Source organism: Vibrio sp. HI00D65 (assembly GCF_001635455.1).
Taxonomy (GTDB): Bacteria; Pseudomonadota; Gammaproteobacteria; order Enterobacterales; family Vibrionaceae; genus Vibrio.
This window is the reverse complement of sequence record NZ_LWEH01000255.1, coordinates 253,761-267,345: the sequence shown is the minus strand read 5'-3', so window position 1 is coordinate 267,345 and position 13,585 is coordinate 253,761. Positions and strand designations below refer to the sequence as shown.

Annotated in this window: 13 protein-coding genes; 1 reads left to right on the top strand and 12 read right to left on the bottom strand. The window is 44.1% G+C overall.

Annotated features, from left to right (window positions below; genetic code table 11):
- The 12 genes from fabZ to rpsB form a co-directional block, all read right to left on the bottom strand.
- A complete protein-coding gene (gene fabZ, locus A3712_RS18185) occupies window positions 1–453 on the bottom strand; it encodes a 3-hydroxyacyl-ACP dehydratase FabZ (RefSeq protein WP_063524568.1) in 453 nt (150 codons plus the stop codon).
- 93 nt (window positions 454–546) lie between these two features.
- Window positions 547–1,578 carry a UDP-3-O-(3-hydroxymyristoyl)glucosamine N-acyltransferase gene (lpxD, locus tag A3712_RS18180; RefSeq protein WP_063524567.1) on the bottom strand — a complete coding sequence of 344 codons (1,032 nt, stop codon included), beginning with the start codon at window positions 1,576–1,578 and terminating at the stop codon, window positions 547–549.
- 5 nt (window positions 1,579–1,583) lie between these two features.
- Window positions 1,584–2,084, bottom strand: a complete 501-nt coding sequence (locus tag A3712_RS18175; protein WP_008224002.1) for an OmpH family outer membrane protein — start codon at window positions 2,082–2,084, stop codon at window positions 1,584–1,586.
- 27 nt (window positions 2,085–2,111) lie between these two features.
- Complete coding sequence (gene bamA / locus A3712_RS18170; RefSeq protein WP_063524566.1) at window positions 2,112–4,517, bottom strand: outer membrane protein assembly factor BamA; 2,406 nt, start codon at window positions 4,515–4,517, stop codon at window positions 2,112–2,114.
- 48 nt (window positions 4,518–4,565) lie between these two features.
- On the bottom strand, window positions 4,566–5,924 hold the full coding sequence (rseP, locus tag A3712_RS18165; protein ID WP_063524565.1) for a sigma E protease regulator RseP: 1,359 nt from the start codon (window positions 5,922–5,924) through the stop codon (window positions 4,566–4,568).
- A complete protein-coding gene (gene ispC, locus A3712_RS18160) occupies window positions 5,921–7,129 on the bottom strand; it encodes a 1-deoxy-D-xylulose-5-phosphate reductoisomerase (RefSeq protein ID WP_063524564.1) in 1,209 nt (402 codons plus the stop codon). Before ispC ends, rseP begins: the two co-directional genes overlap by 4 nt.
- A 50-nt stretch (window positions 7,130–7,179) precedes the next feature.
- The gene (locus tag A3712_RS18155) at window positions 7,180–8,022 is read right to left on the bottom strand and encodes a phosphatidate cytidylyltransferase (RefSeq protein WP_063524563.1); all 843 of its coding nucleotides are present in this window, start codon (window positions 8,020–8,022) and stop codon (window positions 7,180–7,182) included.
- Window positions 8,023–8,037: 15 nt separating this feature from the next.
- A complete protein-coding gene (locus tag A3712_RS18150) occupies window positions 8,038–8,790 on the bottom strand; it encodes an isoprenyl transferase (protein ID WP_063524562.1) in 753 nt (250 codons plus the stop codon).
- A 98-nt stretch (window positions 8,791–8,888) separates the two neighbouring features.
- Window positions 8,889–9,446, bottom strand: coding sequence for a ribosome recycling factor (gene frr / locus A3712_RS18145; RefSeq protein WP_004738588.1), 558 nt, complete (start codon window positions 9,444–9,446; stop codon window positions 8,889–8,891).
- 98 nt (window positions 9,447–9,544) lie between these two features.
- Window positions 9,545–10,276: a UMP kinase gene (gene pyrH, locus A3712_RS18140; RefSeq protein WP_004738586.1), complete on the bottom strand. Its 732-nt coding sequence runs from the start codon at window positions 10,274–10,276 to the stop codon at window positions 9,545–9,547.
- Between the two features lie 161 nt (window positions 10,277–10,437).
- Window positions 10,438–11,283 carry a translation elongation factor Ts gene (tsf, locus tag A3712_RS18135; protein ID WP_063524561.1) on the bottom strand — a complete coding sequence of 282 codons (846 nt, stop codon included), beginning with the start codon at window positions 11,281–11,283 and terminating at the stop codon, window positions 10,438–10,440.
- Between the two features lie 141 nt (window positions 11,284–11,424).
- Complete coding sequence (gene rpsB, locus A3712_RS18130; RefSeq protein WP_063524560.1) at window positions 11,425–12,156, bottom strand: 30S ribosomal protein S2; 732 nt, start codon at window positions 12,154–12,156, stop codon at window positions 11,425–11,427.
- Window positions 12,157–12,614: 458 nt separating this feature from the next.
- On the opposite strand from rpsB, the gene map reads away from it, so the two are divergent.
- Window positions 12,615–13,493, top strand: coding sequence for a type I methionyl aminopeptidase (gene map, locus A3712_RS18125; protein WP_063524559.1), 879 nt, complete (start codon window positions 12,615–12,617; stop codon window positions 13,491–13,493).
- Window positions 13,494–13,585 lie beyond the last annotated feature (92 nt).

The following is a 13,585-nucleotide window of genomic DNA, read 5'->3' as shown; positions in this document are numbered from 1 at the left end:
TTAAAACTCTCTACGAGCACATTTAAGTTCAGCTGAACATACTACTTCGCCGTCAACTTTCGCAATGCCGTTAAATGACGCGATGCCACGACGCTCTTTTAGGAATTCAACTTCGATAACCAGCTGGTCACCAGGTACTACTGGCTTACGGAATTTCGCTTTGTCAACACTTGCGAAGTAGTAAAGCTCGTTACCAGAAGGGGCACCAAAAGATTTAAATGCAAGAAGACCTGTAGCTTGCGCCATCGCTTCTAGGATCAATACACCCGGAAATACAGGAAGTTGAGGGAAGTGGCCAGTAAACTGAGGCTCGTTAACAGAAACATTCTTAATTGCAGTCAGTGTTTTTTCTTTTTCAAAGCTAGTCACACGATCAACCATTAAGAATGGGTAGCGATGAGGTAATAGTTCCTGAATTTCAGTAATGTTCATCGTTGTCTGTTCAGTAGTCAAAGTCGTATTCCTATATGTATTCTTTATTTAATTAGAAAGATTATAAACGAAAAAGACTCGCTGTACGCGAGCCTTTTATTAGAAATGCTGGAATTATGATTCCGCGCTCTTCTCGATAAGTTTTTCAACGGTTTTCAAACGCTTGTTCATTTCATCAATACGATGAACACGCGTCGCTGTTTTACGCCATTCTTTGTTTGGCTGTAAAGGAATACCCGAAGAGTACATGCCTTTCTCAGAGATGCTGCGCATAACCATACCCATACCAGTTATAGTTACACCGTCTGCGATCTCAATGTGACCATTGATAACGCTACCACCACCAATAATACAGTACTTACCTATCGTTGTGCTGCCAGCCACGATAGTACCACCCGCAAGAGCAGAACCATATCCGATGTGAACGTTGTGTGCGATTTGCATTTGATTATCGATGATAACGTTGTCTTCAATAACCGTGTCATCTAGCGCACCGCGGTCAATCGTGGTACACGCACCGATCTCAACGCGATTACCAATACGAACAGTACCCACTTGAGGTATCTTAATCCACTCGCCTTTCTCATTCGCGTAGCCAAAGCCATCAGAACCAATCACAGTACCTGATTGAACCAAACAAGCTTCACCAATCACGACTTCATGGTAAATGCTTACGTTAGCCCAAAGCTTAGTGCCAGCGCCAATCTTTGCGTTTTTACCGATAAAGCAACCTGCACCGATGATCACATCATCACCAAGAACAACACCAGACTCAATCACGGCGTTCGCACCAATAGACACATTTTGTCCAAGAGTTGCATCGCTCGCAATTGAAGCTGAATCAGCAATATCTACAGCCGGTGCAGGAGTAGTATCAAGCGCTTGAGCAACCTTAGCAAAAGCAACGTAAGGGTCGCTGACCACAATCACGTTAGTCTCACACAGTTCGCGCTCACTCTCTTTAACCATAATCGCTGATGCTTTACAGTCACCTAGGTGCTTGCTGTACTTAACGTTAGAAAGAAACGTAATGTGACCTTCTTGCGCTTTATCCATAGGAGCAACAGCAGAGACGGTTACGGTACCGTCCCCATGTAGCTCCCCCCCGGTAATGGTTGCCAATTCGGCTAAAGTCAGTGTCTTCATAAAACTTATTTTAGTTCTTTAATTACTTTCTCAGAGATGTTGTATTCAGGCTTGCCGTATTGTAGCGCTTGAATATCAACGATCATATCGTAGCCTTCTTTCTCTGCAACTTTCGTTACAGCATCTTGAATCACTTTGAATAGCTTCTGCTTCTCTTGTGCTTCACGACGTTGGCTTGCTTTTTCTAGAGCTTGAGCCTTGATCTTGTACTTGCTGTCTAGTTGACCAACTTCGATACGAAGCTTCTCAACTTCGTCTGGACCTAGTAACTCGCCATCACGCTTAAGCTTTTCAATCTTAGTCTTAGCTTCCGCTTGGATGCTTTGCAGCTCAGCCGCTTTATCTTTGAACTCCTCCTGCATTTTTTGAAGAACAACTTCACGCTGAGGTAGAGCCTGGAAAACTTGTGCAGTGTTTACATAACCCACCTTTTGCGCAGCTTCAGCAGCCGTTGCAAAGAAAGAAGAGCTAAGAACTACAAGGCCTAAACCTGCTGCTTTAATCATATTTTTCAAAATATTGTCCTTTAAATATTAGAAAGTTCTACCAATGGTGAATGTGAAGAATTCCTCATCATCACCTTCGTAAATTTTAATTGGTTTCGCCAGAGAGAAAACCAATGGGCCCATCGGTGACATCCATTGAAGAGCGGCACCATAAGATGAACGGTAATTCGTTGGATCAGAGTAATCGTAGTAGTACTTACTGCCACTGTTAGGTGCGCCGCGGTCTACAAATTCGGTATCCCATACACTTGCCATATCGAAGAAGACACTAGTACGAATTTGGCTACGTGCTTCATCAGACGCAAACGGCGTAGGTACGATTAGCTCTAAACTTGCCAAAGCAACCGCGTTACCACCTACTGAATCATCCGTAGCGGTGTCGTAGGTTGGGTTGTTACCTGTGCTGCTTCCGTAAACGGCTTTCGGACCTGCCGAGTTAGAGCCAAAACCACGTAAGGTAGTGAAACCACCCGCGTAGTAGTTCTCGTAGAATGGGAACAAGTTATCGTTACCATCCGTTTGACCATAACCATTACCATAGCCTAATCGGCCACGCATCAATAGTGTGAACTCGTGCTTTTTGGTCAGCGGGATGTAATGTTTTACATCGTACTGCATTTTGAAGTACTGAGCATCGGAGCCAGGTACTGTCATTTTAGCGAAAGCACGTTGATGGTTACCTTCTGTTGGGAAGAAACCACGGTTCAAGTTGTTACGTGTCCAAGAGATATTGATATCAAAGTCATTAGTTAAGATATGATCATCACCGTATTGCCCGATACTTCTCGCGAACTGATCCACTTGGATATAAGTCGGTACGTTACCGATCTTGTTATGTGTGTAGCCAACACCAAACTCGAGACGGTTTAGCTCATCCATAGGGAAACCCCATGTTAAGTTCGTACCATAGCTTTGGTTGGTATAGTCAATGATACCCGCCTCAGATGCTTCAAATTCGTTGTAGAATACCTTACCGCCCAAGCTCACACCATCTAGGTTCCAGTATGGGTCACGGTAGTCTAAGCTCACGTTCTTTTGGTAATCGTTCATCATGGCACTTACGCCAACACGGTTACCAGAGCCCGCAAAGTTATCTTGTTGAAGACCAACCTGGAAGCTCACACCAGATTCAGTACCGTAGCCGACACCAAAGTTGATGCTACCAGAGTTTGCTTCTTTAACGTTGTAAACCAAATCAACTTGGTCTTCGCTGCCTGGTACACGAACGGTTTGTACATCAACTGTTTCGAAGAAACCTAAACGGTTAAGACGGCTCTTACCAGTATCAATCGATTTAGAGTTAAGCCAGCTGCCTTCCATTTGGCGCATTTCACGACGTAACACCTCGTCTTTTGTCGAGTTGTTACCTGTAAAACGAATGTCACGCACGTAGATACGGCTACCCGCTTCTACGTTAATAACCAATGAAACCTCTTTGGTTTCGTCATTGAATTCTGGAATCGTACGAACTTGTGGATACGCATAACCTGACTCACCAAGAATACGCTTAACGCCTTCTTCCAGTGATGTCACAGAAGAACCGTTATAAATATCACCGTCTTCAAATGGCACAAGCGCTTCAAAATCAGCTTCGCGGCCGATAAGCTCACCGCGGAATGATACGTCTTTAACAGTGTAAGCTTCGCCTTCATCTAGGCCAAGCGTAATGTAAACACCTTTCTTATCTGGAGATATAGCCACCTGCGTAGAGTCAACCTTAAATTTCAGGTAACCACGGTCAAGGTAGTAAGATTTAAGCGCTTCAATATCACCAGCGAGCACTTGCTTCTGGTATTTTTCATCCGCTAGGAAGTTCCACCAAGCCACATCTACATTTAGATTAAAGCGGCTAAGCAGTTCTTCATCAGTAAACACTTCGTTACCGATAAAGTTAATTTGCTGAATCTTAGCTGAAACGCCTTCAGTAAAGACAAATTTAAGGTCAGAACGGTTACGTGGCAGAGGTGTTACAACCGCTTTTACTGTCGCATTATACTTACCAACACTGTAGTAAAAATCTTCAAGGCCTTTCTCAATGTTACTTAGCGTAGTACGGTCAAGAGCCTCACCTTCACGAACACCAGATGCATCTAGGTTCTGCTGAAGTTGTTCTTCTTTGATCGCTTTGTTGCCCGAGAAAGAGATACTTGCGATGGTTGGTCGTTCTTTCACTTGAACAATCAAGACACCTTCATCGCGAAGCACTTTAACGTCTTCAAAGTTACCCGAAGCGTACAATGCACGAATGATCTCAGAGACATCACTTTCATCTACATCATCGCCAATACGCACTGGCATTTTCAGTAGAGCCGCACCAAGTGCAACACGCTGTAAACCTTCGATCTTGATATCTTGAACTACAAAGTTTTGTGCACCGTTCGCAGCCACACTGGTGGCCAATAGACTTGCGAACAGAATTTGCTTAATCGCCATACTTATTCTAATTATTCCTTGCTACTACCAATGCCTGTGAGAAACCATTCACAGACGAGTAAAGTCGTTAAATATTGCCAGAGCCATTAAAGAGAAGAGGATCGCTCCTCCCACTCTGTATCCCATCTCCTGGACTTTCTCAGGGACTGGTTTACGAGTAACAGCCTCAATAGCGAAAAAGAGCAAATGTCCGCCATCAAGCATAGGCAGCGGAACCAAATTAATAATACCTAAGTTAACACTGATCAGAGCTAAAAAGCCTAGGAAGTAAACCAAACCGTAATCGGCGGTTGTACCTGCACCTTTAGCAATTGAAATTGGGCCACTTAAGTTGTTTAAGCCAACATCACCAACGATGAGCTTCTTCAGCATAGTAAGCGTCAGACCAATGATTTGACCTGTTTTATCAAATGCTTTTCCTACAGACTCAATTACACCAAATTGTAACTCAAAGCGATAATCTTCTGGCCATTCTGCGACTTCCGGAGCAATACCCGCATAGCCGATTGTTGAACCATCAGAAAGCTCGCGGCTTTTCGGTGTCATAACGAGTGATTGCTCACTGCCGTTTCTTGATACGACAACGTCTAAAGGTGTCCTTGGGTTTGAGCGAATTAACTCAACCACTGATTGCCACAACTCAATTGGTTGACCATTAATTTCAACAATTTGGTCGCCCGCTTCGAGACCAGCAGAGTAAGCAGCACCATCATCAATCACTTGAGCCAGCACTGTCGAGAGCTCTGGAGAGTATGGTCTAAAGCCAAGCGTTGTCATTGCAGATTCAGTTTCTGGGTTGAACGACCAGTCTGAAATATCCAACGTCAATTGGTGCTCAGAGCCGATATCGTCTTGCGAAGACACCGTTACTGTCATCGATTGATCACCAATATGCGATATTAAACCCATATTGACTGATTCCCAATCTGCGGTTTTGATTCCCGAAATAGATTTAAGTTCCATTCCAGTTTCAATTCCGGCTTGTGCAGCAATAGATTGTGGAGTTACCTCACCAATCACGGGCTTAACAGCTGGCACACCGATCAAAAATACTAACCAATATGCAAACACAGCAAAAATGAAGTTGAACGCAGGACCAGCGCCAACAATCGCGGTTCGCTTCCACAGTGGCTTTTTATCAAACGCGTACTGCTGCTCGTCTTCTGCTAGGTCATCGACACGGCCATCGAACATTTTTACGTAGCCGCCCAGTGGAATCACAGACAAGCTGTATTCCGTACCATCACGGCCAACTTTGCTCCAGATTGATTTACCAAAACCAATCGAGAATTTTTCAACTTTTACACCGCAACGACGAGCAACCCAGAAATGTCCAAACTCGTGAACCGCGACCAGAATGCCAAGCGCTATGATAAAAGATGCGAAGTTCCACAGAATTCCACTCATGCTAGCTGCTCTTTAATAAATTGAATGGCTATTTGACGAGACATATTATCTAGCTCAAGCAGGCTTTCCAAGCTATCTAAGCCTTCAGAGTTATGTTGTTCACATACTTTGCTCATAACATGTTCGTTAATGACAGCAATATCGGTAAATTTAACCTGATTGTTCAAGAAAGCGTCGACCGCAATTTCGTTTGCTGCGTTAATCGCTGTCGTTGCATGCTGGCCCAAGTAACACGCTTCAATGGCTAATTTCAAACAAGGGTAGCGGTTGAAGTCAGGCTCTAAGAAAGTCAGTTCACCGACTTTAGTGAAGTCCAGAGGCTTAACACCCGCTTCAGTGCGTTCAGGATACGACATCGTCAATGCGATGGGTGTCGCCATATCTGGTTCACCCATTTGAGCAAGAACTGAACCATCCTTGTACTGAACCATAGAATGAATCACAGATTGAGGGTGGATGATCACCTTTAACTGCTCTTGAGACGCATTAAATAGCCACTTCGCCTCAATGTACTCAAGACCTTTATTCATCATAGTCGCAGAATCGACTGAGATCTTAGGTCCCATAGACCAGTTAGGGTGTGCGATAGCGCGTTCAGGAGTCACTGACTCCAGTTCAGCAACGTCAGTATAACGGAAAGGGCCACCAGAACCAGTTAATAGGATATGGTTAATACCATTAGCTTCTAAATCACAGCAACCTAGATTGGTTTGGACGTTTTGTGGTAAGCATTGGAAGATAGCATTGTGTTCACTATCTACAGGAAGAAGTTCAGCGCCATACTTTTCTACAGCATCGATAAATAGCTGTCCAGACATCACCAAGGCTTCTTTATTTGCCAGCAGGATACGTTTACCCGCTTTAACTGCTGACATAGTAGGAAGTAGGCCTGCCGCGCCAACAATCGCAGACATCACAGTATCCACTTCCCCCAAAGAAGCAACCTTGCATATGCCTTCAGAGCCTGAGAGCACTTGGACGTTAGGGTGATTGATAGACAAGGTGTCAGTTAGCTGAGATGCAGCATCAGGACAAGCCATAGCAACATAGCTTGGTTGCCACTTTTCTACTAACGCCAGCATCTTTTCAACATTCGAGCCAGCAGCCAGCGCAACGACTGAATAAAGATCTGGGTTTTGCTCAACGACTTTTAGTGTACTTGCACCAATTGAGCCAGTTGCGCCTAGGATAGTTATATTTCGCATCACATATGACCGTAGAAATGTAATAAAGGGCAGATTCACTGCCCTTTTAATTAGAATGCTAAGTAAAGCAGAGCAAAGACAGGGAATGCAGCCGTTAAGCTATCGATTCTATCTAGTATACCACCATGACCAGGAATCAAATTACTGCTGTCTTTGACCCCAGAAACACGCTTGAACATGCTTTCGACAAGGTCACCAAGAACAGAGATAACAACGGTCACAAGTGTAATCACAATCATGTGTAGAGTGCTTGAGAATTGGATATTGAACCAGTCAGCAAAAATCCAAGCCACAATCACCGCGGTGATGATACCGCCAATCAGGCCTTCAATTGTCTTGTTCGGGCTAACGGCAGGAGCCATTTTACGCTTACCGAAGCTCTTCCCAGAGAAGTAAGCACCACTGTCTGCTGCCCATACCAGAAGACACACAAACATCACGAGTTTTGCACCGTGGTATGGATCAACATCGATACCGTTAGCGCGCAAAATCACTACACTCCAAAAGAATGGCAGCAGAGTTAGTACACCAAAACCATGACGGAGAAACAATGAGTCTTTCCATGCAGGCATAGACTTAGGGTAAGTCACTGCCATACCACTTGCGATTACCCACCAAATAGAGCCAATCGTTAGAATGGCGTAGTGAGCACTCGACAAGTTATTTAGGCTAAATGCATCAAAAGGGATAAAAGCAAAACTTGCAGCACTTACCACAACCGTTGGAATCAACGCTACATAACGCGATTTGCTTTCAACAAATTGAGTCCACTCCCAGTAACCCAATAACGAGATAACCGCCAATGAAAGGATAAACGTAGGAAGTGATAACTCGAAAATTCCTAGAATAACTAGGGGAGCTAAAATCAACGCCGTAATAATTCGTTGTTTCAAACCAAAAAATCCTTATTAACTGTCCATCAGAGCTTTAATCTGCTCACCGGTGCAGCCAAAACGGCGCTCACGATTTACAAACCAAGTCACAGCTTCTACTAAGCTGTCTTCATTAAAGTCTGGCCAGAATTGTTCAGTAAAGTACATTTCGGCGTAAGCCAACTGCCAAAGCATGAAATTACTAATGCGGCATTCACCGCTGGTGCGGATCAGAAGATCAACTTCAGGAATATCCGCCATTGTCAGGTGCTGTGTAATCATAGCTTCATCAATGTCTTCTACATTCATAACGCCAGACTTTACCTGTTGAGCGATTGAAGTCATCGCTTGCTGAATATCCCACTTACCACCGTAGTTAGCGGCGATATTGATAACCATACCGGTATTGGTGCTAGTCAAAGCTTCCGCTTCTTCGATTTTCTTTTGTAGTCGATCATTGAAACGACTTTTATCACCAATAACACGCAGTTGTAGATTATTTTTATGGAGTTTTTTCACTTCACTTGAAAGCACGGAGATAAAGAGTTCCATCAAAATACCCACTTCTTCCTCTGGCCGACGCCAGTTCTCGCTACTGAATGCGAAAAGTGTAACGGCTTTAATGCCGAGTCTGGCAGCAGAAGAGATGGTTTTGCGAACGGCTTGAACACCGTTTTTATGACCAAAGACGCGAGGCTTGCCCTGAGCTTTTGCCCAGCGACCATTACCATCCATAATGACAGCAATGTGTTTAGGAAGAGAGTCTGTGAACGCTTGAGAATTATGCATAAAAGAGTGAATCAAATTCTAATAGTCGAACAGAGTAGCATAAAAAAACGCTGAACAGTGAGTACAGCGTTTTTCCGGAAAGAAAAGAATGTGGAAAATTAAACTTCCATCAACTCTTTTTCTTTAGTTGCTAGAACTTCGTCTACGTTCTTAACCGCAGCGTCAGTTAGCTTTTGAATTTCGTCTTGTGCTTTACGATCTTCATCTTCAGAGATTTCTTTGTCTTTAAGAAGTGCTTTTAGATCGCCATTCGCGTCACGACGGATGTTACGGATAGCAACACGACCACCTTCAGCTTCGCCACGAACGATTTTAACTAGGTCTTTACGACGCTCTTCCGTTAGCGGTGGAAGTGGAACACGGATAACCGTACCCGCAGACATAGGGTTTAGACCTAGGTCAGATGTCATGATCGCTTTTTCAACTAAAGGCGTTAATGTTTTATCAAACACTGTGATTGCTAGAGTACGAGCGTCTTCAGCAATAACGTTAGCAACTTGAGTCAAAGGCGTTGGTGCACCGTAGTACTCTACTGTAAGGCCAGAAAGTAGGCTTGGGTGTGCACGACCTGTACGAATCTTTTGCAGACTGTTTCTTAGTGCATCAACACTTTTTTCCATGCGCTCTTGAGCGTCTTTTTTGATTTCGTTAATCACAATTTCACCTTGATTATGTTCTTTCTTCAAGAAAGCTTTTTATTTGGAGTGATAAGGATAAAGCTTACCAGAGTATAGCCCCCAGTAAGCCCGAAAAATTAGTCAGCGTCGCTGATTAATGTACCTTCAGTTTCACCCATAACCACGCGGCGTAGTGCGCCTGGCTTATTCATGTTAAATACACGGATTGGCATTTTGTGATCACGTGCTAGCGTAAATGCAGCCAAGTCCATTACTTTAAGCTCTTTCTCAAGAACTGTATTGTAAGATAAAGTATCATACAGCTCTGCGTCTGGGTTTGCTACTGGGTCAGCAGTAAATACACCATCTACCTTTGTCGCTTTTAGAACTACGTCAGCTTCGATTTCGATACCACGTAGACATGCAGCAGAGTCAGTAGTGAAAAATGGGTTACCAGTACCAGCAGAGAAGATCACAACGCGACCTTGACGTAGTTGGCTGATTGCATCTGCCCAGTTGTAGTCGTCACACACACCTTTTAGAGGGATTGCAGACATTACACGTGCGTTTACGTAAGCACGGTGCAGAGCGTCACGCATAGCAAGGCCGTTCATTACTGTTGCAAGCATACCCATATGGTCACCAACAACGCGGTTCATGCCAGCTTCAGCAAGACCAGCACCACGGAACAGGTTACCGCCACCGATAACAACACCAACTTGAACGCCTAGTTCAACCAATTCTTTTACTTCTTGAGCCATACGATCAAGGATCGTTGGGTCAATACCAAAACCTTCTTCGCCTTGTAGCGCTTCACCGCTAAGTTTTAACAGAATACGTTGATACGCTGGTTTAGGGTTCGTAGTCATGGAGTTTACCTTCCAAAGAGTTGATGATTAACAGTCATGAATAAAAACTGAGTAAGTCAGTTTGCATTCATAACCACTAACGTTGCCTTCAAAAATAATTCACTATTCATAAAAAGACCGCAGCATTTGCCACGGTCTTTTTTCAAACAATACGCTAAGGATTAACCTTGTTGTACCGCTGCAACTTCGTCAGCGAAGCTCATTTCAGCAGCTTTCTCGATACCTTCACCAACTTCTAGACGTACGAAGTTAGATACTGCAGCGCCTTTTTCTTTAAGGATTTCGCCAACAGTTTTCTTAGGTTCCATGATGAAAGCTTGTCCTGTTAGAGAGATTTCACCCGTGAATTTCTTCATACGGCCGATAACCATTTTCTCAGCGATCTCTTGAGGCTTACCTTCGTTCATAGCGATTTCAACTTGAACTTCTTTCTCTTTAGCAACTACGTCTGCTGGTACGTCTTCTGGGTTAACAAACTCAGGACGAGAAGCAGCTACGTGCATAGCAACGTGCTTAAGGGTTTCAGCTTCGCCTTCACCAGCTACAACAACACCGATTTTCTCACCGTGACGGTAAGAAGCTAGAGCAGCACCTTGTACGTATGCTACGCGACGGATGTTGATGTTTTCGCCGATTTTTGCAACTAGAGCAACGCGAGTTTCTTCGAACTTAGCTTGTAGCTCTTCTACAGAAGCTTGAGTAGCTACTGCGTCAGCTGCTACTTCTTCTGCGAATGCAGTGAAGCTAGCATCTTTTGCTACGAAGTCAGTTTGACAGTTAACTTCAAGAAGAGCAGCTACACCGTTCTCTTCTTTGATGATGATTGCGCCTTCAGCAGCAACGTTACCAGCTTTCTTAGCTGCTTTCGCTGCGCCAGATTTACGCATATTTTCAATTGCTAGTTCGATGTCAGCGTTTGCTTCTACAAGCGCTTTCTTACATTCCATCATGCCAGCGCCAGTGCGCTCGCGAAGTTCTTTAACTAGAGCAGCAGTTACAGTTGCCATTCTCTATTCCTCGGTTGATTCGAAAATAAGGTAAAAATCAGGGGCCAAAATGAGGCCCCCGATCTAACTATAACTTAGCTTACATTTAATAAAGATTTCAAAATCTATATTAGCTAAGCCAAGCGTGATTCAGAGCCGCTATTATTCAGCTTCTACAAAACCATCTTTCTCAGCAGCTACAGCAGCAACGTCTTTGTTACGACCTTCTTTAACCGCTTCTGCAGCAGCGTTAAGGTAAAGCTGTACTGCACGGATTGCATCGTCGTTACCTGGGATAACGAAGTCAACGCCGTCTGGGTTAGAGTTAGTATCAACTACAGCGTAAACTGGGATACCTAGGTTGTTTGCTTCTTTAACTGCGATGTGTTCGTGATCAGCATCGATTACGAATAGAGCGTCTGGTAGGCCGCCCATGTTCTTGATACCACCAAGAGACTTCTCTAGCTTCTCCATTTCACGAGTGCGCATTAGAGCTTCTTTCTTAGTTAGCTTGTCGAAAGTACCGTCTTGAGCTTGCGCTTCAAGTTCTTTCAGACGCTTGATAGACTGACGAACAGTTTTGTAGTTCGTTAGCATACCGCCTAACCAGCGGTTGTTAACGTAGAACTGGTTGCTGTTTACAGCAGCTTCTTTGACAGCTTCAGATGCAGCGCGCTTAGTACCAACGAAAAGAACTTTACCTTTCTTCTCACCAACTTTAGCGATTTCTGCTAGAGCTTCGTTGAACATTGGTACAGTTTTTTCTAGGTTGATGATATGTACTTTGTTACGAGCACCAAAGATGAATGGCTTCATTTTTGGGTTCCAGTAACGAGTTTGGTGACCGAAGTGAACACCAGCTTTAAGCATATCGCGCATTGATACAGTTGCCATTTTAAAATCCTCTATGGGGTTAGGCCTCCACATCCCCCATGAATCCGACCCCTAACAACTAACCACTTTTCAGCCGTTATCTGTGTTGTTGAAGCACCCCGGAACATGTGACGGAATGTGTGTGATTTAAAGATATAAGTTAGTGGATACCAAAGCCTGTTTCGCCAGTTGGAGAAAACAGTCCTGATGTCCGGCGCGCTTTATACCATATTTTGTCTATCTATGGCTAGAAAAAAATCGAAAAATGGCGACTGCTATACTGATCTCTAAAGGTAAATTTCCTCTATAAAATAGTATCTGTATTAAACGGCTTCTGCCTCCGTTAGCCGAGCATTATTTAATCACGTTAACAGTATCCACCAGCGTTGTACGGACATGGTAATGTTGCGCTAAATTGCTGCACTGATAGAATAGCCCCAATATGCACACTTAGGTGCTACCAAATTAAGAGATATGCAATGGCTGTAAAAATAAAAACTGCTGAAGAAATTGAAAAAATGCGCGTCGCCGGCAAACTGGCTGCTGAAATTCTAGAGATGATCGAACCTCACATCCAAGTAGGTACGACGACAGAAGAGCTAAACCAAATCTGTCATGACTACGCTCTAGAAAGAGGCGCGTACTCAGCACCACTTGATTACCACGGTTTCCCTAAGTCTATCTGTACGTCTATTAACCACATCGTGTGTCACGGTATCCCGGCATCACAAGACGAAACTGGTAGCACAGGTCAATTTAAGCCTGCTGTACTTAAAGATGGCGATATCCTTAACGTAGACATCACGGTAATCATCCCTGACGACGAGAATGCAGATCTAAGCACTCGTCCTCAAGGCTACCACGGTGATACGTCTAAGATGTTCCTTGTGGGTGAAGTTTCACCAGCAAACAAGCGTCTATGCATGGTTGCTCAAGAAGCACTTTACGAAGGCATGCGCCAAGTAAGGCCTGGTGTTCAACTTGGTCAAATCGGTACAGCTATTGAGAAGTACATCAAGACCAACAACAAGAACAACCCTCGCGCTAAGTTCTCTATTGTTAAAGATTACTGTGGTCACGGTATCGGTTCTGAGTTCCACGAAGATCCACAAGTCGTACACTACAAAAACAACGACCGCACAGTACTGAAAGCGGGCATGTGTTTCACCATTGAGCCAATGATCAACGCGGGCAAGTTTGGCTGCCGCCTTGATGATGAAGATAGCTGGACAGTGTACACAGCAGACAGCAAGAACTCAGCTCAATGGGAGCACACACTAGTCGTAACAGACACGGGTTGTGAAGTTCTAACACTACGTAGCGATGATACAATTCCACGTATCATGAAAAACGCTTAGTTCACTGAGCTAAACGCATCAAACCTTTAAAAATATCCTCGCATTGTCGAGGATATTTTTTATCCGCTCAATTTCGATTTTCCACCAGCTTC